Below are 22,313 nucleotides of genomic sequence, written 5' to 3'. Positions count from 1 at the left end.
GAAATATCCTCCTATATTTATCCTTAGCTAACTCCAGCTTTCGCTTTTCCCTTATTCTTCCAATTGGCAGTCGCTAGTACGGTATCTCGTGTTTCTTCTATATTTAAGTGTTCAAAGCGATCAATGATCTCAAACAGCTCAGCTTTATCCATTGGCTCAGCTTTCCCAATATGGATCTTCGGAAAGACTTGTTCCTTCTGCACTTCATTTTCATTGAGAAGTTCTTCATACATTTTTTCACCCGGACGAATGCCACTGTATTCGATACCGATTTCTTCTATTGTATAACCGGAAAGAGTAATCAAGTTTTTTGCTAGATCAGAAATCTTTACAGGCTCTCCCATATCCAATACGAAGACCTCTCCTCCGCGCGCCAATACGCCAGCTTGAATCACAAGCCTTGAAGCTTCTGGTATCGTCATAAAGTATCTTGTCATATCTGGATGAGTAACCGTAACCGGCCCACCTGCTTCAATTTGCTTTTTGAACAATGGAATGACACTGCCGCGACTACCTAATACGTTACCAAAACGAACAGCGACAAATTTCGTTTGGCTTTCTTTCGCTAAATTTTGAATAATCATTTCCGCAATTCTTTTTGTTGCGCCCATTACATTCGGTGGATTGACGGCTTTGTCGGTTGAGACGAGCACAAATGTATGAATCCCAAATGTGTCACAAGCTTCTGCCACATTTCGTGTCCCAAAGACATTGTTTTTTACAGCTTCCCTTGGGTTGTATTCCATCAATGGCACATGCTTATGAGCGGCCGCATGGTAGACAACATCGGGTTGATAGTCATTCATCACTTCAAAGATACGGCTACGATCTTGCACATCGGCAATGATGGGGATAATCTCCATTTCCTGCCCATATTTCTTTTTCAGTTCCATATCAATATTATAAATGCTGAATTCACCATGTCCTAAGAGCAACAGTTTTTTGGGGGCAAAATGACAAATCTGCCGACAAATTTCTGAACCAATTGAACCACCTGCCCCTGTGACAAGAACTGTTGCCCCTGTAATCGATTCCGTAATTTGACTAATATCTAATTTCACTGGGTCGCGTCCTAATAAATCTTCTACTTCTACATTTCGGATCGCACTAACGGATATTTTACCAGTCATGACATCTTCGATAAGCGGCATGATTTTTACATCAGCATCTGTTTGCGCACAGATTCCATAAATTCGTCTGATTTCTTTTTTCGATAGAGAAGGGATGGCAATAATAATATCTTCAATCCCCCTCTTTTCAACAACCTCTGGGATTTGATCAATCGTCCCACAAACGGTTAAGTCGAAAATTTCTAACTTATATTTTGTTAGGTCATCATCGACAAAAGCAACTGGGATTTGATCTCCTTCTTCATGATGGAGCAATTGCCTAGCGACCGTTGTACCAGCCGAACCAGCACCGACGATTAAGGTTTTGCGCTTTTCTGCTTTAGATTTAATTAAACGATCACGCACCATCCGCCAGGAAAAGCGTGACCCGCCAATTAATAAGATATGTAACATCCATGTGATAAACAACACACGCAAATACACATGTCCAGCTGCAACCATCTGAGCGACAGCTGCCGTTAAAATTGAAAACGTTACGGCTTTGGCAATACTCATTAATTCTCCAACACTCGCATACTCCCAAACTTTATTATACAAACGATAGATAAAAGCAAATAAATGATGGCTAGCCAACAAAATGAGCGAACTCATTAGGATTAACTTTGATGAGTAAAAATCTGAGTATGGGTGTAAGATAAAATACCCAATATAAATTGAAAACAACACAATCGCTGAATCCAACAAAACCAAAAGCGATAATCGTTTTGGATACGTCAATGAACATCCCTTCTTTTCATCATAGTATATGTACAAAATAGGCAAATTTAAATGTCTAACGAAAAAGCAAGTACCTACTTGTCCTTTCGTTAGACATTTATCGGAAAAACCGAAAGTTAAGGATCAATAAGGATGAGTAAGGATGAACAGCTAAAGGCGCGCCATCCTGGCGCAACGCTGTTCTGACCCGCGTCCTGCGGGCCTAAAGGCGCGCCGTCCTGGCGGCAGGTTCAAAACGCAATGTCCTGTTGCTTCACCTGCACTAGTACATCCTTGTACGTCGCAACGCTGTTCTGACCAACGTTCTGTTGGCCTTAAAATACGGGCATCTAACCCGTCCTCACATCACCCTCTCGACAACGAATGTGTCTAAGGAGGAGGTACTGCTCCTCCCACAGGGTGACCGAGTGCCTCCGTTGATAACGGATTGGAGACATAACCGAAAACCAATATGTTTTTAGTTCCAGTTCTTTCGGGCGACTCACTATATCAGTATAACTTTATATAAAAATTTCTTTAATATGGATCAAAGGCTAAATAAGGACGAACGGCTAAGGGCGCAACGTCCTGTTACTTCGCCTGCACTAGTACATCCTTGTACGTCGCAACCTTTGTGACCTACATCCTGTAGGCCTCTAAAAGAGTCCTAGGAATTTTTTCTTTTTAATGGGCTTGGGAATATCGCGATCAATGTCTTGTCCATCTAGAATCAATTCCGCATTTTGCAGAAACATGTCCACATAATCTAGACCGTATTTTGTTTCTACTAGATCAAAGGCTTCAGCCATTTTAAATCCCCGTGTTGTGGTATTATGCGCATCTGAGGCTAGAAAATGGGTTAAATTGTTTTCTATTAAATCAAAGCTAAACTTTTGGATTTTTTTGCCGAAGTAACCAGTGAGGCTTCCTGCTGTGACTTGGGAAGCAGCGCCATTTTTCACCAAATGATAGAGTTTGTTCGGGTGTTCGATTAATTCCGTGTTTCGTTCTGGGTGGACAATCACTGGAATTAATCCTTTCATCTGAATGTCATAACAAAGTTGGTCTGTATAACGTGGCACATGGTTGGTTGGGAGTTCAATAAATACGTAGTGAGAGGCATTCCCTAGCGTGAGGATCTCTCCTGCTTCATAATCCTCGATGATCTCCCCGTAAATACGATTCTCTTGACCTGGCAATATCTCAAGATCGACATGTTCAGATTGTAGATACTCGTTTAACTCCTTCACTCTTGCGATTATATCTACCTTTGTATTCATATAATGACCGTTTTTATGATGGGGGGTCGCAATAATCGTATGGATCCCTTCACTCACGGCCTGTTTCCCCATTAATAAGCTGTCTGTATAATGACTTGCGCCATCATCTACGCCAGGAAGTATATGGCAATGGATATCAATCATTTACCTCTTCTCCCTTCCATTCATGTAAAGTGCTTTTTCTCAAACTCTCAATTGAAAGTCCAAAAATTAAAGCGTATCAGCCTGCTGGATATTTTTTAAATAGTGACTGGCTTATTTAGAACGAACGAGTCTACTATCACGCTGATCAAATTGACCTAACAACCTCAATAGTCCAAACTGATCGCAAAGGTCATTTTGGACTATTTTCTATAGGAATGTCAATCCTCTTTTAAAAAATGTGAAGAAACTTTAATCTTTATGGAAAAAACTGTAATTTTAACGGAAATATCAGGAATCTTTTTACCCTATATAAAGAGATACCCCACTCTTTTAAAGTGGGTCTTTTCTAGGTTAATTGGTTCCATAATAATAGTAGTAATCGGTTTTTTCCATTTTCTTATTATTGAGAACGACTCCTAATAGTTTCGCTTGCGCGGCTGATAGGAGTTCTTTTGTTTTTTGCGCAGATTCAAGCTCTGTTTTGCCACTTGCCACGACCAGAACGGTTCCATCACATTTATTCGCCAAAATTTGCGCATCTGTGACTGCTAATACAGGTGGTGTATCAAAGATAATCATGTCATATCTTTCTTTTGCCTTTTCAAAGAAAACCTGCATCCCTTTGGAACCAAGCAATTCAGCTGGGTTTGGTGGGATTGGACCAGATGGCAATACGTTTAAATTTTCCATATCGGTTGATCTTGCTGCTTCTTCTAAAGTCACTTGACGCGTGAGTACATTTGTTAGTCCTGTTGTATTGGTGACACCAAATGTGTAGTGTACGGTTGGTTTTCGCATATCGGCATCGACAATGAGTACCTTTTTTCCTTGTTGGGCAAAGACGACCGCTAAATTGGCCGTCGTTGTCGACTTTCCTTCCGCTGGACCGGATGATGTCACCATTAAGGTGCGGATTTCTTCATCGACCGCAGAAAATTCAATGTTTGTCCGAATCGTCCGATATTGTTCCGAGATCGGTGATTTCGGATTCGCTTTGGCGACTAATTTACGTCGCCCCGATTGTGGTGTTAGATTTTGTTTAGCCAACTTGCTCACTCCTTACTCGTGCACTGCGACTCCTACTTACTTTCCGTTGAATTTTTTGATCTTCAATATTCGCTACAGCCCCAAGCAAGGGTAATTCAAGCAGTTTTTCAATATCTTCGGCTGTTTTCACGGTGTTGTCAAGGTATTCAAGTAAGAAGGCCACTCCCACACCGAGCATCAAGCCGACAACAGCGGCAATCGCTATGTTTAGTAGTGGTTGTGGTTTGACCGGTGATGCCTTTGGTCCTACTTCAGCTTTTGTTAAGATATTCACGTTATCGACATTCATAAGATCGACGATATCCTTTTCAAAAACTTCTGCGACTTTATTGGCAACCGTAGCCGCTTGATTGGGATCAGGATCTTGTACCGTCACGTTCACAACCTGTGAGTCCGTGGCACTTTCAACCTTGATTTTATCCTTCAATTCAGTTGCTGTCATATCGAGATCCAAATCCGCGATCACTTTGTCCAAAATTCTCGGACTTGTCATGATTTGATTGTATGTATTAATCAACTGCAAATTGGTTTGAATTTCCGATACATTATAAGCTGGCTGGTCATCTTTTGATTGATTGACTAATAATTGCGTTGTAGATTGATAGATGGGTGTAAGTACAAAAAAACTGACAGCTCCACTTAGAACCATTGTCACCACTGTAATCAGTACAATTAAGGTCATTCTCTTTCGTAGAGTCTGCATCAGCTCTTTTAAACTGATTGTTTCTTCCATAATATCCTCCCTGGATGATTGTCGACTATTCTATTAACGTGTATTATTATAGCATAGTCTGTAAGTTTTTGAATGGCTATTTTCAATTTTACATGGGAATTTATACTAGGTAAATATTTTCACTTTTAGTAGAAGTAGGAAGGGGATTGAAACAATGCGAAATTTGTTGACAGCCATTATTGTTTTGGCTTGTCTGGTTTTTCTTGGTTCAGGTTATTTGTATTGGAAAGATCGGACTGGGGTGGTCGCTTCTGAAGTCGATCAGACTCCAAAGAGTGATGACAGTTCAGAATCAGCTAATAAAGAAGGTGATAAGGAAAAGAAACAGAAGGATGTGGATCCTGCGGTTGTTGAGTTGGCGAGCAACTGGCCGGAAGAGGCGCAAGCTGACTTACGTGAAGCGGTTGAAAATGGGGAACGCTATCCAATCGCGCTTGTTGGTTCCCTTGCCTTAGGTGGTGACGATGGTTGGGCCGCGATGTTGAAGGAAGCATTAGAAGAAAGCTACGGGAAAGATGTTGTTGATGTCAAGCTGTTTGAATATGATCTAATTTCAAGGCAATTTATTGATGAGGAGCGATATGAAGAGGTTGTCGATTTTGCTCCTAAATTGGTGTTATATGAGCCGTTTATTTTAGAAGACAATGGGGTTGTCGATGTGGATGAGAATCATGAGAATATTGACGCCTTCCTCAACGTGATCCCAGATGCAGTCGTGCTTTTACAACCAGCCCGCCCTGTTCCTGACTCCAGTATTTATCCGCAGCAAGTGAAGGATTTACAGGCATATGCGAAGGCGCAAGACATTCCTTATCTTGACCACTGGGAAAACTGGCCAGAGGATGCCTCAGATTATGTGGTGAGTGGGGAGAGTGCTCCGAATGAGAAGGGGCATGAAGTTTGGTTTGAATATTTGCAAGAATATTTTATTGCAGAATGAATGCGATGATGATTAAGTAATTAGGCGGCTGACCTAGCTGTTAGTGTCTGAATAGAGAAGCTGGTTTTACTTGAAAAGCGCAATTGGATTTTCACCTAAAATGTTGGAGGTGAACAGTCTAATTGCGTTTTTTTATGTTGCTTTTGTTTTGTGATTTAATTCACAGATTAAAAAAGGGTCCGTTTTAACATTTATATTTTACATACTTTCAAAAAATCCTCGTTTGCACTGGATGGTTTGTACAATCTAATTGACTGCTTCGCCGTAGTATATAGTAAGGTCGGCCGGCCTTAATAACTAAAGGGAGACAGGTATATGTATTATTATGAATATGACGATGATTTTGTTGGCGGCGCTGAGGATAGACGACGGAGAAGACGACGTGTATTAGTTTGTAGATGCCGTGAAGTAGATGATCGTGATTGTGACTGTGATCGCGACCATGACCGTGATTGTGAGCATGAGCATGATCGGGATCGTGACCGTGAGCGCGATTTTGTTTGTAGGTGCAGAAGGTGTCGCAGACATCGTCGCGATGAAGACGAGTATGGCTGGGACTGATAACTAGCGGGAAGGCTTATTTTTATCCATCACCTATTGGTTTTTGAAATTGCACAGCCGGATTCCATTTCTTCGTACAGAAATGGTGTGACTTTTTGTCTCATGCAGTCGAGATTGTATGCGGACGGAATACAACCTCGGATGGGATAGGGTTGGAGCTGGGTGCTTTGTCTAAACCACTCCTTGTCATGGACAAAAGTACCTGCTTAAGATGTTACCCCTGTTATGTCCCTTGCTTGCAGACAACTGTTCACGATTTCCTGATTTAAATTCTTGTCATCGCTTCTATTTTGTTGATCGTTCTTTTCCTAAAGGTAACCGGTGGGTCGGTTGTAAATGTTGGGAAAATCAGTAGGGACTTCTGTGCCCCACTGATTTTTTTTCGTGTTTGGGTGGGAGGGCTAGTATTACGGGGAGGGCGGACATTCCCTGGGGAGAGAAGCCCATTTCATGGCCAAGGGACCCATTTTTATGGGGAGTGGCACATTACTCTTGAGGGAAACCCATTTGCCGGGTGAGAAACCCATTTCTCTGATGGAAAACCCATTTTCCGAGGAAGAAACCCATTTGCCGGGTGAGAAACCCATTCTTCATGGTGGGAAGCCCATTTTCCGGGAAAGAAACCCATTCTTCTGAGGGGAGACCCATTTTCCATGGAAGGAACCCATTTCTCCGGGGACGATCCCATTCTTCCGGGGAGAAACCCATTTCTCTGATGGAAAACCCATTTCCCTGGAAAGAAGCCCATTTTTTCGGAGAGAAACCCATTCACCTTGAATGAAACCCATTTGCCATGAAAGAAGCCCATTTCTCCGGAGAGAAACCCATATTCCCAGAAAGAAGCCCATTTCCCCAACGGGAAACCCATATTCCCAGAAAGAAACCCATTCTTCCGACGGGAAACCCATTTGCCATGAAAGAAACCCATTACTTTGAGGAGAAGCCCATTGCCCCATTTCCCAGATGAAAGCCCCTATACTTCGTGATGAAAATTCTTTCTAAGTTGGGCGTTTTATCTTTCAAGTGAAATTCAAATTTTTCCATATGGAAGCAACCGGCGCGCCGGTTGCAACCAAATAAATAGGGCAAGGCCGTGGTTTTCGGCTTTGCCCCTTTCCTTTTATTCTTTTATTTTTTCCAAGTAGTCTAAGTTAATGAGTCCTTCAATATCATCACTTTCGATATAGTCGGCTTCTTTGCTAATTTTCGCCATTTCTTTGATGACTTGTTCGTTGACATCTGTGGTTACTTCTAAGTGTTCGAAGGCTGCGGTTGTTTCTTCCGCATTCACTTCTTTACCTGTTAGGTCTTTAATGTGCTTGATGACAATTTCTTGTGCTTCTTCAGGGTTTTCTCGGATAAAGTTCACGGCTTTTTGATGGGCCCGAAGATAGGCATGAACCTGATCTTCATTTTTAAGGAAATCTTCTCGGGCGACGACCACGGTATTCGTGGAATCTTTCCCCCACGCAAAGTTTTCCCAATCCAATAAGAGCTTTCCATTTGCTTGTGTCTCGAGTATATAGCCCCATGGTTCTTGGGTTGCGGCGGCATCGACGGATTCTTGGACAAATAGAGAGGCAGTGTCTGCAGGGGCTGCTGCATATAATTCCACCGTTCCACCGTTCTCTTTTACATTTAGATCGACTTCCTGGAGTGCTTTACGCAACATGACGTCTTGCGTACTTCCGATCACCGGGATGGCCACTCTTTTTCCATCAAGGTCGGCTAATGTCTCGACCCCACTATTTTCTCCGGCTACGAGCACCGCTCCCCCATTGACAGCACCTGATACAATATGGAACTGGGGATTTTTCACATAGAAATTAATCGCCGGTCCTGGACCGACTGTGCCAATATCAATTGCCTTCGTTGTCATGGCTTCCATAAAAAGGCCACCATTGCTAACGGTCTTTGTCTCAATTTTTGTCTTCTCCCCAAGCTCCTCTTGAAAATACCCTTTTTCCAAGCCAATAATCGTCGCAACATGTGTGAGGTTTGGAAAATATCCGATCTTCACGGTATCACTTTTCCCATTTCCGCAACCAGCTAAAACGATTAGTAATAATAAACCGATCCATAATTTTTTCATTCCATTTCTCCTCTTTTTTCATATGAAATTCGTATTTTTGAGGGTCTGATCCTAGAGAAACCCATTACTATGAGGAAGAGACCCATTTGCCAAGGTTGGAAGCCCATTCCAAGTGCCGAGAAACCCATTCTTCATGAGAATAAACCCATTTATGCAAAATGAAACCCATTCAATGTGGGAAGTAACCCATTATAGGGGGTAGAAACCCATTCAACGCGCAAAGACATTTTTTCATTGAGAAACCCACTTCCGTGAGGTGGAAACCCATTTATCCAAAAGGAAACCCATTTCCCCAAGGAACGGGCCCATTCCTCATGTTGAGAGACCCATTTATCTGAAAAGAAACCCATTTTCCGTGAAAAGTAACCCATTTATCCGAAAGGCAGCCCATTCCCCACGCCAGATACCCCATTAGAAGCTAACTTTTAAAAAATTAAGCAACTCCCCATTTGGTTTGGACGGAGCGCTCTAAGCGCGTGAAGACGATTTGGTCGATGATGGTGCCGATTACGGCGATCATGATCATGACGGAGATGACTAAGTCCATTTGTCCCAATGAGCGTCCTGTTTCTAGTAGTTGGCCAAGGCCGCCGCCTGCACCGAGTAGTTCCCCGGCCATTAATGCGCGCCAGGAGAAGGCCCAGGCGATGCGTAGCCCTGATAGTAGTTGGGGGACAGAAGCTGGTAAAATGACGGTACGGATAAAGTGAATTCCTGTTGAGCCGAATGTTTTTGCCACCCTTTGGTAAAGCTGGGGGACATTTTTAAAGCCGCTCGTGGCACTGGTTGTCATCGTCCAAGTGGCCCCGATGGTGACGATGAATAGAATCGCCATGTCATTTAGTCCGAACCAGATAATCGCCAGTGGGAACCAGACGATACTTGGAATGGATTGTAGGGCTGTGACGAGGAAGCCCAGGGTATCCTCGACCCATTTATAGCGCCAAATGAGATAACCCATTAGTAGGCCGAGCACAATGGCAATTGAAAATCCGATAAGCAGTCGGCTCAGACTTTTTCCAATGGCGACGAGGATTTGGCCATTGAGGATCCCATTGTATAAAGTTTCGAATACTTGGATTAAGGATGGAAACATGAAATCTGGTAGTCCTGATAATCTAGATGTGGCTTCCCATATCACCGCTATGATCACGATGAAACTGATTCGCCGTAAAGCGGTAGTCATCCCCCATCTCCTCCTTCAACACTTTTTCAATTTCATTTTGTAAGATTTTAAGCACACGCTGTTCGGTATGGAGGGTGACACTATCTGGCATGATGCCATCCTTTGTGACCGGCACGTTGATTAATTCTTTGATCCGACCTGGGCGTGTAGCCATGACGACGATTTTTTCCGATAATTGGACGGCTTCGCGGATATTGTGGGTGACAAAGATAATCGTGACCTTCGTTTGCCGCCAAATTTCCAATAGTTCACGATGCAATACCATCCGGGTTTGTTCATCCAATGCGGAGAAAGGTTCATCCATTAATAAAACTTCTGGTTCCATGACAAGTGCCCGCGCAATGGCGACCCTTTGTTTCATTCCACCAGAGAGCTGATGCGGATAAGAATCCTCGTAGCGACTTAAATGCACCATTTTTAGAACTTTCCGCGCTCGTTCCTCTGCTTCCTGCTTCGACATCTTTTTCAATAGCAAGCCATAAGTGACATTTTCCAAAACAGTGAGCCATGGGAATAATCCGGATTCTTGAAAGACGACGACCCGCTCAGGACTCGGTTTTTCAATTCTTTTTCCTTGGACTTCAATTTTTCCTTTATCTGGTTGGTCCAGCCCGGCGATTAAATACAGTAACGTGGATTTTCCACAACCCGAAGGCCCCACAACCGACACAAACTCTCCTTTTTCAACTTGTAAATCAATGGAATCTAGGACTAGCAATCTCTCATTCTGCTTATTTGTAAAATTCTTCTCTATCCCTTGTAAACTAAGATACATGCCTTCACCTCCATATATTATTAAACTTAGTGTTTTACTGTAGTTTATGTTTTAAAAAAAGAAGGGGGAGTCCCCCTATTAAAATTGAAATAAATCACTAGACAAATAGCGTTCCCCTGAATCCGGGGCAATGCATACGACCGTTTGATCCGGTGCTAATCGCTGCGCCACTTGCAATGCCGCAAACACGGATGCTCCACTCGAGGGCCCCAGTAGTAATCCCTCTTGCGCTGCTAAATTCCGCGTTGTTTCATAGGCTTCTGCGTCCTTTATTTGAAAAATCTCGTCATAAATTTCTGTATTCAAAATCGGTGGAATGAATCCGGGACTGGTGCCTACTAGTTTGTGTTTACCAGGCTCCCCACCGGATAAAACCGGGGATCCCGCTGGCTCGACAACATGAACCGTGATGTTGGGATCATATGCTTTGAGTGCCTCACCTGTGCCTGTAATCGTCCCACCTGTGCCCGCCGTACAGACGAAGGCGGCTAATTTTCTCCCGTGCTCTTTCATAGCGGCGATAATTTCTTGAGCCGTTGTTTTTCGGTGGATATCCGCATTCGCCTCATTCTCGAACTGCATCGGGATAAAGCTATTGGGAATGCCTGCAGCTAACTCCTCCGCCTTGCGAATCGCACCCGGCATTTTTTCCTCACTCGGGGTCAGCACCACCTGAGCGCCATAGGCCTTTAAAATATTGATCCGCTCTAGAGTGGATGAATCTGGCATGACAATAATCGTCCGATACCCCTTCGCCGCCGCATTCATCGCCAGGCCGATCCCGGTATTTCCAGACGTCGGCTCAATGATCGTCGCCCCTTTTTTCAGGAGCCCGGCTCGCTCAGCTTCGACTATCATATTGTAAGCAGCCCGATCCTTCACACTTCTGCTCGGATTAAAATACTCAAGCTTCACCAGCACCTCCGCACCCGCTGGGGGATTAAGGCGGTTTAAACGGACAAGCGGGGTATCCCCCACCAACTCTGCGATTGACCCAACCCTTCTCAACATCGTGAACACCTTCCTGATCGTAAAACTTGGTTATAGAAAACTTCGAATAATTTTTGAAATAACGTGCTTCCATTTCATAACTGATAATACATACCAAAATACAATGAATTAAGCGAATCGTCAAGTATTATTTTGACAATTTTTAAAATAGTCCCTTGGAGGGGGATTTATTTTTGGGGTGTGCTGGGTATGGAGTTTTTTGCGGGGTATGGGGTTCTTAAGCTAGTTATGGGGTTCTTCAGAAGGTAAATGGGGTTCCTAATTTAATTATGGGGTTCTCCAATGAGGAATGGGCTTCTTCAATGGGGAATGGGCTTCTTATCAAAAGAATGGGTTTCCTGGATAAAGAATGGGTTTTTTGCCTTTATTATGATGTTCTCCAATAAGAAATGAGGCTTTTAATTTGAATATGGGGTTCTTAACCTCTGTATGGGTTTCTTATGAAAAAAATGGGTTTCTTACCTTAGTTATGGGCATCTTCAATAAGAAATGGGTTCCTTGCCGTAATTATGGGGTTCTGAACCCAAATATGGGTTTCTCAACCAGATTATGAGGTTTTTACCCAAAGAATGGGTTTCTTATTCTAGAAATGGGTTCCTTGCCTTAATTATGGGGTTCTTAATCTAAGTATGGGCTTCTCACGAAATGAATGGGGTTCTGACTTAATTCTGATAAAAATGGGGTTCCCGACCAAGTTATGTGGTTCTTACCCTAAGTATGGGTTTCTTATGAAAAGAATGGGGTTCTCATGAAAGGAATGGGTCTCTTATTAAATAAATGGGTTTCTCAATCAATTTATGGGTTTCCCCCATTTTTCCCCATACGATCTTCTTCCCCCTGAAAACAAAAATGAAGCAACCGGCGAGCCGGTTGCCTCGATTCAGGGGAATTATTTTTGAAATCCTACATAATGGTAGGTTGTGCCTCTGTTTTTTCCTACTTTTTTTAGATTAGGGAATGAGTTTAATATTTTTTGTGCCGGATAGCGCGAGTGTAGGTGCAGGAATTTTCGACATTCTGCATTTGTGATGGATGGTTTTATAAGTAGGAAGTAGTCTAAGAGCGCTTGGATATGTGCGGTTATGGATGTTTTTTGGCATTTTGGACAGAGCCATTTTCCATATTTTCGCGCCATTGCCAGGTGGCCACAATGTGGACAGTGAACTCCGGTTTGAATGTCGGCAGGTTTGATCGCTAATTTGTTCATTAAATCATAGTTGGGCGGTTTGTGTTGTTTGACTAGTTCGCGACTTAGAAGGTTCATATCTTTCTTGCTAAGGCGATTTTCACGGAAACGTTTTTCTAAGTGGGTCATTTTTAGATAAAGTTGATTGCTGGTGAAGATATGCTGGTAATGTTCGGGATTGCCATTGATTTTGAGAATGGTGTGGGGGTCGCTGAAGATGATGAAGGAGTGTATGGGTAATTGAGGATAGCCATTTTTTCCAAGCCATTGCTTTAGTTGCAATTCGTGGTGCGCTGCTTGAACCGTTGGGCATGCATACCCTTTTTCCGTTCCATCGACAATGTGAATCATCTGTCTTGTTGCCTCTTCAAAAACTACCTTTTCACGGAAATTTTTAATGGAAAGGGGGATGATTCCATATTGAGCAACTAGGATCGTGTCGATTTGAAAATGCGTTCCCGTCATATTTTCGAGGCGCAAGTCGTTTACAATAAGGTAGGTGTTTGGATTTAATAACGAAAGGTGATAATCCACTGCCTTTTCCCCGTTATAGCCCGCTAAGCGAGTTTTATATTCTCTTAAAATTTCTTCCCGATTCCAATGATTTTCAGTTACTCTCCTCCTAATCGCTTCCATTTTTATTAATGCTAGTGGCTTCGTTCTTTGTTTCACAACCATTCCAATTGCTTTCTCCTCTCCTATTTTGGGATTCCCCCCTTTTTATAGGATTCTAGACCGATACTAAAAGTCCTTCTTTTTCATATAAAAGGTCTTCCTGAATTTAATCGGGAAGACCTTAGTTTGTTTTATGCTTTCACCCAATATGCTGCATCATGGCTGCTTGGGGATGGTGGGAATTGTTCTCCTTTTTCAATGTCGATCGTTGTGTCATCATTGTGAGAGTTCCCATTAACTAGGCTGTCTACCTTGAACTTACCACTTTCGGGAGCTTTTTCACCAGTTTTGTATTTGTCTGCCATTTGTAGCACCTCCAAGAAGTTTGTCTAGTAGTTGTATTCCCGCATTGAGCGGGGGTAAACATTTGAGATTCATCATTAACCTCTTAGAAAATCCCCACAAACATGTATTCTGTGTTATATTTATTTTAAGGAAATAAATTTTTAAAGTATCTTTATTTTAAAGGAGGGCATACACTATGGTAATGATGTATTCAAAGGAGAGAAAGAGGATGACAGATATTTCAGGAAAACGACTCCGCCGTGTCAAGGTATCTAAACAAAGACAAATCAGTATTCCTAAAGAGTTTTATGACGCTTTGAACATAGATGATGAGGCAACGGTAGAATTCACCGGAAAAGAGTTAATCATCCGTCCGTTAATCGCAGAGGAAGAGGATTTCTCAGAGGATATTTTAAGAGATCTGGTAAGACAGGGATATACTGGGGATGAACTTATTCAGAAATTCTCAAAAATGAAGCGAAATATTCCAAAGGCTCTAGACTATATGAAAAAAGAAACACAGAAGCAACCTATGGTTTCTGAAAGCTTGGATGAATATTTAGAGTCTTTGGAGGACACTCCGGAAGATGAGTAAACAGCTTCCTATCAAAATTAGTAAAAGAGCTGGTAAAGATCTAAAGAAAATTCAAAGGTCAGACCAAGTTTTATTTAGAAAAATAAGTAAAGCAATTGAAGATATCAGGAAAAATCCCTTTATAGGCGAAGCGAAAAAGGGAGATTTAAAAGGTTGCTTTTGCCTCGATATTCATCACGTAGGAACGAATTATGAACTTTGCTATTCTTTAGAAGAATTAGAAGACGGACAGGTTGTTCTTATCCTTTTAATGGGACCAAGAGAGAATTTCTATTCGCAATTAAAGCGTTACTTAGATCTAACATGAATCTAAAATGAAAATGAGCCACTTTTAATATTAATGTATGCAAAATCATTACTTATACCAAAAAGTGAAGATCTAGGATAAAAAATCTAATCAAACGTTTGATTAAGGGGTGGCAATCGGCGCACCGATTGCTTTCCTTATGAGATTCTTTCTTTTCTCAAGAAGCCTCTTTCTGGATGAAGAAACCCGTTTCTCTCTTAGGAACCCCATTCCCGGACGTTGAACCCCATTTCTTCCGTGAGAAACCCATTCCCGAACGGAGAAACCCATTCCTGGATGAAGAAACCCATTCCCGAATGAAAAACCCCATTTCTCCCTCGAGAAAAACCCATTTCCCTTTTGAGAACCCCATTCCCAGACGAGGAACCCCATTTTCCCCTTGAGAAACCCATTCCTCACGAAGCACCCCATTTTCCTAAACCCTTTTCTCCCCCTATAGCCCCAACATCTCCGAATATATCCCTCTCTTTTGACCTAAGTTTGTCAAAATTTAATGAAGTGGACGAGGTTTTTCGTTACACTGTAGGTAAGTGTTTTCAGTTGTAAAAGGAGGAGAGGCGATGGAGTTTCCTGTCTGGATTGATTTTGGGTTATTCAGGCTGCATCCCCATGTGGTTTTTGAGGCTTTGGGTTATTTTCTTGGTTTTCGTTTTTACCTGTTCGCCCGGCGATCGGAGCGCTTATCTCCTTCTGTTTCCTTGTCGGTGCTGGCCGGGGCGATTGTCGGGGCAGCGCTTGGGTCTAAGCTTTTGGCGTGGTTTTATGATTGGACGATTTTATGGAGTCATCTCCAGCATCCTCTCTCCGATCCTGCTTTTTGGATGGAGGGAAAGAGCATTGTTGGTGGGTTATTAGGTGGATTGATCGGTGTGGAGCTCGCGAAGAAAATCGTCGGTCATACGGAATCGACTGGAGATGATTTGACCCTTCCCTTAATCACTGGGATGGCGATTGGCCGAATTGGCTGCTTTTTAACAGGGATTGAGGATAATACATATGGCATTGGGACCACCTTGCCATGGGGAATGGATTTTGGGGATGGGATGTTACGACACCCTACACAACTCTATGAATTATTCTTTCTCCTAAGTTTAGGCATCATCTTATTTTTAAAAAATAAGCATCCACATAAGGAAGGGGATCTATTCAAATTATTTATGGTTGGTTATTTGCTTTTCCGACTTATGGTTGATTTTATTAAGCCCTATCCACGCGAATATCTGGGATTAGGCGCCATTCAGGTCGCCTGCTTATTGGGGATTTTATATTACGCAAAAGATATTCCCCGATTGCTAGGATTTTTACGAAAAAGAGAAGATTTTAAAAAGGAGAGTGCTTGAATATGCCAGTTCGGCCCTATATTTTTCATGAATTGACGAATAGTATTTGCTCCACTTGCTACCGGAAAGTGGAAGGGAAAATCATTGAACAAAACGGAAAAATGTACATGATCAAGCGCTGTGCCCATCATGGGACGGAAAAAGTTCTGATTTCATCTGATGCAGAATATTATAAAATGTGTCGGAATTATTTGAAGCCTGCTGAGATGCCACGGCATTTTAATACCCCGATAAAATACGGATGTCCTTATGATTGTGGGATTTGTCCTGATCATGAGCAGCATAGTTGTTTGGCGATTGTCGAGGTGACGGAATCTTGTAATTTGGAATGTCCGATTTGTTATGCCTCCTCCTCGCCCCACCGCAAGGCTTTTCGCAATCTGGAGCAAATTGAAAATATGTTGGATGCTGTGGTCCGTAACGAAATTGAACCCGATATTGTGCAAATTTCTGGTGGCGAGCCGACGATTCATCCTGATTTTTTCGCGATTCTCGATGCGGCGAAGGCGAGGCCGATCAAGCATTTGATGGTCAATACGAATGGACTGCGGATCGCACGTGATCGTGAATTTGTGAAAAAGTTAGCGACGTATATGCCGGGATTTGAGCTGTATTTGCAGTTTGATAGTTTTGAAAGAGAGACTTTAATGGAGTTGCGTGGCGCTGATTTACGGAAAATTCGCGAAAAAGCGTTGGAGCATTTAAACGAGTTTAATATTTCTACGACCTTGGTTGTGACGTTGAAAAAAGGATTGAATGACCAGGAAATCGGAAAGATCATCCAATATGGATTGCAGCAAAAAGCGGTGCGCGGCGTTACTTTCCAACCTATTCAAGCAGCAGGACGACTCGAAGATTTTGATCCTGCCGTCGATCGCCTGACCTTGTCTGAAGTACGTAGAGAAATTATCGATCAATCCGATCTTTTTCAAGAGGAGGATATGATCCCGGTTCCCTGTCATCCAGACTGTCTGGCGATGGGCTATGCTTTAAAAATGGGTGGCCAAGCGATTCCATTGACGGGATTGATTGATCCCAATGTCTTGTTGCAAGGTTCGCGAAACACGATCGTGTATGAACAAGATGAAACGGTAAGAGATCACATCTTTTCCCTATTTTCGACAAGTCATTCACCGGAGTCCTCAAGCATGTCTTTGAAAAATTTATTATGCTGCTTACCGCAAGTCGAAGTACCGGAAAATATTCAGTACGACAACGTTTTTCGCGTGATCATTATGCAGTTCCTAGATCCCTATAATTTCGACGTGCGCTCCGTGAAAAAATCATGCGTACATATTGTCCATCAAGATGGGCGCTTGATTCCATTTGATACTTTTAACCTCTTTTATAGAGATGAACAAGAAGAGATTTTAAAAGAATTACGTGCAGAAATCGTGCCGGAAAGTCCGATGTCGGAAGTATAGAGGAGGACGAGCGTATGCCTGATGAAGAACAGGAGAAAACCTATGGAGGAGTAGGCTTTCTTATCCTTGTAGTGATCAATCTCCTTTTATTTATTCTAGTATTAAACTCCATGGATTTCTTGCCCGAAATCTTTTTTTTCTATTTAATGTTTATCGGCGTAGCCCAGCTCATTTACGTCATCCCGCTCATCATTTACGGGAAAAAGAAAAACCTACCTGGCTTCGCCAAAGGAATCATCATCGCCGCCGGGATTACCTTTTTACTGAATGCCGGGTGCTATGGAATTCTTCTCGTGCCACTGTCCAATTTATAAATGGTTAGGGAGCATATTGGAATGTGCTCCCTTCTATTTTGGGAATTTGGGATGGGGAAACCCAATCTTGGGCAGAGAAACCCATTTCTCGGACATGAAACCCATTTTCGAACGGAGAAACCCATTTGGTCCATGGGAAACCCATTTAGCCCGTGAAAAACCCATTCTTGGACCAAGAAACCCATTTCCCCCATGAGAAACCCATTTGAGAACGGAGAAACCCATTTCCCTTTGGAGAACCCCATTCTTCGGACATGAAACCCATTTGAACCGCAAGAAACCCATTCCCGAACGGGGAAACCCATTTCCTCATGGAGAGGCCCATTCCTCGAAGGAAAAGCCCGTTTCCACTTTGAGATGCCCATTTCTTCCACTGGAAGCCCATTCATCTTTGTATGAAGCCATACCCGAATAGAGAAACCCATTACCCAATATAACGAATTAACGAAAATCCATTTCTTGATGAAGTAAAAAACGTCTACGTGAGTTATACTTATTATAAGGAGAGTGATATTATTATGATTAAGCATCGCTCGTTAAGTAAGATTGGTCAATTGGAACATGAAATTGATACAAAGCACAATGGCATTTATGCTTGGTCCTCTGGTACGGAGGAAGAACGGCAGAAAACCCGCGACTTAATGAAAAAAGCAATGAAGAAACATAAAAATAAATAGTTTAATTTCAAAATGAAGCAGTTTTTTCCTTTTAAGGAAAAGGGCTGCTTCCTTTTTTATTGGATGCTTATTTCTCCCATCCTTACATACGAGAGATCCATTTCCATGATGAGGAAATCCATTCCTCGGACATGAAGCCCATTTCCGGACAGAGAAACCCATTCCTGAACGAAGAAACCCATTTTCCTCTTGAGAAGCCCATTCCCGAACGGGGAAACCCATTTCCCCCACGAGAAACCCATTCCCAAGCTACACTCCCCATTCATAACGAAAGCAACCGGTGCCCCGGTTGCTATTCCAATCCCCTATAAAAGGTTTCCATGGCGATTTCGTTATAGTATTGGTAATCGAAGGGAGCGGGTTGAAGATTGGCCACTTGGTGCATGCCTTTTTGTAATCCTTCGATACTGTTTTCGACGAGGAGGCCGTATTTTCCATTTTCGAGGACGTTGCGGTTAGCGACGATGTCGGTGGCGATGATTTTCATCCCAAGGGTCATGGCTTCCAAAAGAACCATCGGCTGGCCTTCGTAATGGGAGGAGAGAATAAAGGCGTCACATTTTTTCATGAGCGCAAAGGGATTCTCTACTTGCCCTAATAGATAGACGGCATCTTCCACATTCAACTCTTCGATTAACTTTTGCAAGTCCTTTTTCAATGCGCCTTCTCCCATGATATACAAATTACTTTTTGGGTCTTGCTCATGGTAGCGGGCAAAGGCTTGGATCAATTGGTCTTGTCCTTTTTCCGGTGATAGTCGCCCCATGTGGACAAAATTCATATTTTCCGGATCTGGCTCAGGGATATAGCATCCATCTACTTCAAAACCAAGTTCTTCTTTTACGTCCAAAGCCTTCCGATTCACCCAGCCGAGTTCGTGGTCATCCACCCATATGTGTGCTGAACGACCTTTTTGCGTGATTGCCTCCCGATCCACTTTGACGATTTTCCCATTGTATTTTTGAAAATCGGCCACCTTCGTTGCTCCCTCGAGTCCATATGGTTTTGACCAAATGGCGCGATTGCCATCCAAAGTCAACTTCGCTAGTTGCGATACTTTCCGCTCGCGGATCAAGGTTGGACGGGTGATTTTTTCAAAGGCTCGCCCATCTAACCAGCCGACTTTTTGCTCATCCTTATAAAATAAATAAAAATGGCCTGCCCGAGTTTGAATGACGGCACGAATGGTGACGACTTCCCCCTTCAACCACCTCGCTGGTCCCAATGGTTTGGCCTGCCAATGTGGATAGGCATGGGTCCAAATGAGATGATCTTCAGGTTTTGAAATATAGGCATAAACGGGTTGCACAATTTTAGCTTCTCTTAATGCCCGATTTTGCAGATTGCGGATAATTTCTTTATTTTTCTGTTCATTTCTTGCTTGTAATAATTTTCTCTTTGCGGTAATTCGCGCTTTTTCAACGGCCGTTTGTCCTTCCGTAAAACTACAGGATGCAAATACATGTAAGGCTCTTTGATCAACCCAGCCAATGTTGGTGCCATTCACCGAGATCCGCTTATATGTACCATGCTGCGTTTTTGCCTCTTGATCAATGTCAACGAGGAGTCCCTGATAATCTCTGCTCCCCGAAACTCTTTCACAGCCAGGTACTTGATACGGTTTCGTCCAAATTTGATTTCCCTTTGGCCGGATGATTTTGCCGATTTGATTGACCTCTTTTTCCTGTAAAATTTGATCCGAAATCAGTTCCACCGCATCGGCTGGCAACCACCCAAGTACTTGATGATCAGCATGGCATTTGTAATATACATGCGTGCGATCTGTCGCTTTTCTAGAGATGGCAATTTCTTTGCCTTCCCACTCCTCTTCCAAGGAAAACGACTTTGCTCCTTTGTGAAAAGGTAAAGTGTTCCAAACTTCTCTACCTTTTAAAACTGCTCGTGCCTTAAAGTTTTCTACGAGGATTTCCTCTTCCGCTTCTTCTTCAGTGCCATGACTTAAAATTTTCTCTGGATTAAGGGAATTCATCACATAAGTAAATTTTTCATCATCCGCATATTTGAGCAAGTTTTTCCGATTTACCTCCATGTTCACCTTCGAAACGCCGACAATTTTATCAAATTGATCATAAACCGAAAATAACCCTCGTAAATTAATCCGGTGCGGTCTTTTCCCGTTAACAACCTTTTCACTATCCGCCCCTAAATCACTGTGCATAAAGCAAATCTTCTGTTTCGCTTCAGCGGCCAATAAATATTTTGCCCAATACAAGCTATATCCGCTGAAATCAATGACATAGTCAAATTGCGCTTTGCCAAACAAACGACGGTGTTCCCGCACGAAGGCTTGCTCTGGGAATAAACTGCTGGCCAAAAGCCCGTTTTTCCCACGATTATGGACAAGCTTATCCTGATATACTTCGAAGAATGTATACACAGGCAAACCCGGTTTAAAAAGCATGCGCACGTTGGGATGAACTTTTTGTAGATTATTCGATGCCTCTGCTGACTGCGGTGCCGCTGTAAAGCATGTCACATCATAACGGTCATAATCGATATTATTCATCAGATTCAGGAACGATGAAGTGATCCCGTTATTGCGCATGCCACCCGGATAAATTAAAATTTTCTCCTTTTTCGTCTGGAGATCGCTGATCGTATTCAATTTCCCCTTTTTTTGAAAAATATAAGAAACGATCCGCTCAGTGACGCTACCATCGTCATGACTCGTAAATCGCTGTTTCGCTTTTTCATATTTTTCTTGAAAGGAAGTTTGAATCTTGGCGATATTTTCGATTGCTTCAGCCAATTCCCTTATATTAAAAAGCATTGGCCCTGGCAGTTCGTCATGACGTAAATATTGGCCTCGCTCTTCGCTATACACATCCAGATCCCAGGTGTAAAAAAGAATCGGCTTATTGGTTACAAGAAAATCAAAGAAAATACTCGAATAATCGGTAATTAATACATCGATAGCCACAAGCAGCTCATTCGTATCGAAATAATCAGGGACTAAGTGGGCCTGGATTTCTGGATATTTCACCGCCTCTTTATATAAAAAAGGATGAACTTTAATTAAAAAATTGTACTGATCCCCGACTCTTTTCACTAACGTTTGCATATCGGCATGAATCTGCAGCACATCATCATTGACTTTTCCGATATCCGTCCCCTTCCATGTCGGTGCATATAACACGGTCTTTTTCCCACTATCGAGTGTTAAGCCAATCTCGCGTAGTTGTTCACATGCAGCTTGCGGATTTCCATTTATTGTAAGGTCAATTCTTGGGTACCCTTCTTCCACAATCTCACCCGTATATAAACCATCTAGCTTATAACTATCCATGAAAATGTTAGTTGTATGAGGATTGGGACTTAATATGTAATCGGTGCTCAAAAAATTCCGCACAACATTTTGCGAATTGGACGGATCCCCCGGGATATCATAGCCCATCTTTTTTAAGGGGGTTCCGTGCCATGTGTTCACATAGATTTGCCCCTCTTTTGCAAGATAATAAGAAGGAAAGGTAGAATTATTCACCAAATAAGCGCAAGTCGCCAATGCCTGTAGATAGGCGCGCGAATGGCGCTTCACAAATTTCACATTCGGATAAGATTTAAATCTTGCCATCACGGGCTCAAGAGCTTCCTCATTTTCAATCGACCAGATATGAGTATAATTCTGGAAATCAGGGTGCTCAAGCATAAAACGAAACATCGCATACGGACTATCCGTCATACTATTTCCATCACGACTCTCATATAAAATCGTATTTTCTTTAATCGGCATCTTCTCATAAAAATACGCATACTGATTCACCCGCCGATGCCCCGCCCTAAGCAGATAATTCGTCACCGGATTCAACAAATAATTGATTTTTCGCTTCAAAGCTTTTTTATTTAAAATTTCTTGCCACCACCTATCGTCGAAACTTGGAAATTTCTCCATTTCCC

General features: G+C 42.5%; 20 protein-coding genes. 8 read left to right on the top strand and 12 right to left on the bottom strand.

Annotated elements, in window-relative coordinates; translation table 11 throughout:
• Window positions 1-23: 23 nt before the first annotated feature.
• The 4 genes from MUB24_RS07025 to MUB24_RS07010 form a co-directional block, all read right to left on the bottom strand.
• Window positions 24-1,847, bottom strand: a complete 1,824-nt coding sequence (locus MUB24_RS07025) for a polysaccharide biosynthesis protein (RefSeq protein ID WP_244702635.1) — start codon at window positions 1,845-1,847, stop codon at window positions 24-26.
• A gap of 635 nt (window positions 1,848-2,482) precedes the next feature.
• Window positions 2,483-3,250: a tyrosine-protein phosphatase gene (locus MUB24_RS07020; RefSeq protein WP_244702633.1), complete on the bottom strand. Its 768-nt coding sequence runs from the start codon at window positions 3,248-3,250 to the stop codon at window positions 2,483-2,485.
• Window positions 3,251-3,601: 351 nt separating this feature from the next.
• Entirely contained in the window at window positions 3,602-4,297 is a 696-nt protein-coding gene (locus tag MUB24_RS07015; protein ID WP_244702631.1) for a CpsD/CapB family tyrosine-protein kinase, read from the bottom strand.
• On the bottom strand, window positions 4,290-5,030 hold the full coding sequence (locus tag MUB24_RS07010; protein ID WP_244702629.1) for a YveK family protein: 741 nt from the start codon (window positions 5,028-5,030) through the stop codon (window positions 4,290-4,292). The genes MUB24_RS07015 and MUB24_RS07010 overlap by 8 nt, the downstream gene beginning before the upstream one ends.
• Before the next feature lie 154 nt (window positions 5,031-5,184).
• Here MUB24_RS07010 and MUB24_RS07005 point away from each other — a divergent pair, with 154 nt between their 5' ends.
• Together MUB24_RS07005 and MUB24_RS07000 are read left to right on the top strand one after the other, a co-directional pair.
• Window positions 5,185-5,970: an SGNH/GDSL hydrolase family protein gene (locus MUB24_RS07005; protein ID WP_244702627.1), complete on the top strand. Its 786-nt coding sequence runs from the start codon at window positions 5,185-5,187 to the stop codon at window positions 5,968-5,970.
• A gap of 418 nt (window positions 5,971-6,388) precedes the next feature.
• Window positions 6,389-6,538 (top strand): hypothetical protein, encoded by a 150-nt coding sequence (locus MUB24_RS07000; protein ID WP_244702624.1) that lies wholly within the window; start codon window positions 6,389-6,391, stop codon window positions 6,536-6,538.
• A 1,113-nt stretch (window positions 6,539-7,651) separates the two neighbouring features.
• On the opposite strand, the gene MUB24_RS06995 is transcribed toward MUB24_RS07000, so the two are convergent.
• The 6 genes from MUB24_RS06995 to MUB24_RS06970 form a co-directional block, all read right to left on the bottom strand.
• Window positions 7,652-8,623 (bottom strand): aliphatic sulfonate ABC transporter substrate-binding protein, encoded by a 972-nt coding sequence (locus MUB24_RS06995; RefSeq protein WP_244702615.1) that lies wholly within the window; start codon window positions 8,621-8,623, stop codon window positions 7,652-7,654.
• 433 nt (window positions 8,624-9,056) lie between these two features.
• Window positions 9,057-9,809, bottom strand: a complete 753-nt coding sequence (locus tag MUB24_RS06990; protein WP_244702614.1) for an ABC transporter permease — start codon at window positions 9,807-9,809, stop codon at window positions 9,057-9,059.
• Window positions 9,742-10,584 carry an ABC transporter ATP-binding protein gene (locus MUB24_RS06985; RefSeq protein ID WP_244702612.1) on the bottom strand — a complete coding sequence of 281 codons (843 nt, stop codon included), beginning with the start codon at window positions 10,582-10,584 and terminating at the stop codon, window positions 9,742-9,744. The genes MUB24_RS06990 and MUB24_RS06985 overlap by 68 nt, the downstream gene beginning before the upstream one ends.
• 78 nt (window positions 10,585-10,662) lie before the next feature.
• A complete protein-coding gene (gene cysK, locus MUB24_RS06980; protein WP_244702610.1) occupies window positions 10,663-11,595 on the bottom strand; it encodes a cysteine synthase A in 933 nt (310 codons plus the stop codon).
• A gap of 889 nt (window positions 11,596-12,484) precedes the next feature.
• Entirely contained in the window at window positions 12,485-13,459 is a 975-nt protein-coding gene (locus tag MUB24_RS06975; protein WP_212966907.1) for a nuclease-related domain-containing protein, read from the bottom strand.
• A 128-nt stretch (window positions 13,460-13,587) separates the two neighbouring features.
• Window positions 13,588-13,761 carry a YjzC family protein gene (locus MUB24_RS06970; RefSeq protein ID WP_212966906.1) on the bottom strand — a complete coding sequence of 58 codons (174 nt, stop codon included), beginning with the start codon at window positions 13,759-13,761 and terminating at the stop codon, window positions 13,588-13,590.
• A gap of 176 nt (window positions 13,762-13,937) precedes the next feature.
• Between MUB24_RS06970 and MUB24_RS06965 the strand changes: the two genes are divergently transcribed.
• Both MUB24_RS06965 and MUB24_RS06960 read left to right on the top strand, forming a co-directional pair.
• Entirely contained in the window at window positions 13,938-14,336 is a 399-nt protein-coding gene (locus tag MUB24_RS06965; protein WP_244702607.1) for an AbrB/MazE/SpoVT family DNA-binding domain-containing protein, read from the top strand.
• The gene (locus MUB24_RS06960; protein ID WP_244702604.1) at window positions 14,329-14,643 is read left to right on the top strand and encodes a type II toxin-antitoxin system RelE/ParE family toxin; all 315 of its coding nucleotides are present in this window, start codon (window positions 14,329-14,331) and stop codon (window positions 14,641-14,643) included. Before MUB24_RS06965 ends, MUB24_RS06960 begins: the two co-directional genes overlap by 8 nt.
• 102 nt (window positions 14,644-14,745) lie before the next feature.
• Here the strand turns inward: MUB24_RS06960 and MUB24_RS06955 are convergent, their stop codons facing one another.
• Entirely contained in the window at window positions 14,746-15,042 is a 297-nt protein-coding gene (locus MUB24_RS06955) for a hypothetical protein (RefSeq protein ID WP_244702602.1), read from the bottom strand.
• Between the two features lie 161 nt (window positions 15,043-15,203).
• Between MUB24_RS06955 and MUB24_RS06950 the strand changes: the two genes are divergently transcribed.
• From MUB24_RS06950 to MUB24_RS06935, 4 genes are all read left to right on the top strand, one after another.
• Window positions 15,204-15,983: a prolipoprotein diacylglyceryl transferase gene (locus MUB24_RS06950; RefSeq protein ID WP_244702599.1), complete on the top strand. Its 780-nt coding sequence runs from the start codon at window positions 15,204-15,206 to the stop codon at window positions 15,981-15,983.
• Between the two features lie 2 nt (window positions 15,984-15,985).
• On the top strand, window positions 15,986-17,407 hold the full coding sequence (locus MUB24_RS06945; RefSeq protein WP_244702596.1) for a radical SAM protein: 1,422 nt from the start codon (window positions 15,986-15,988) through the stop codon (window positions 17,405-17,407).
• Window positions 17,408-17,421: 14 nt separating this feature from the next.
• Window positions 17,422-17,721 (top strand): hypothetical protein, encoded by a 300-nt coding sequence (locus MUB24_RS06940; protein WP_158322381.1) that lies wholly within the window; start codon window positions 17,422-17,424, stop codon window positions 17,719-17,721.
• Between the two features lie 518 nt (window positions 17,722-18,239).
• On the top strand, window positions 18,240-18,398 hold the full coding sequence (locus tag MUB24_RS06935; protein WP_212966904.1) for a hypothetical protein: 159 nt from the start codon (window positions 18,240-18,242) through the stop codon (window positions 18,396-18,398).
• 292 nt (window positions 18,399-18,690) lie between these two features.
• On the opposite strand, the gene MUB24_RS06930 is transcribed toward MUB24_RS06935, so the two are convergent.
• Window positions 18,691-22,179 carry a CDP-glycerol glycerophosphotransferase family protein gene (locus tag MUB24_RS06930; RefSeq protein ID WP_244702593.1) on the bottom strand — a complete coding sequence of 1,163 codons (3,489 nt, stop codon included), beginning with the start codon at window positions 22,177-22,179 and terminating at the stop codon, window positions 18,691-18,693.
• Window positions 22,180-22,313 lie beyond the last annotated feature (134 nt).

The sequence above is a fragment of the Lederbergia sp. NSJ-179 genome, from assembly GCF_022867885.1.
Classification (GTDB): domain Bacteria; phylum Bacillota; class Bacilli; order Bacillales; family Bacillaceae_C; genus Lederbergia.
This window is presented reverse-complemented; position numbering and strand designations above follow the sequence as displayed.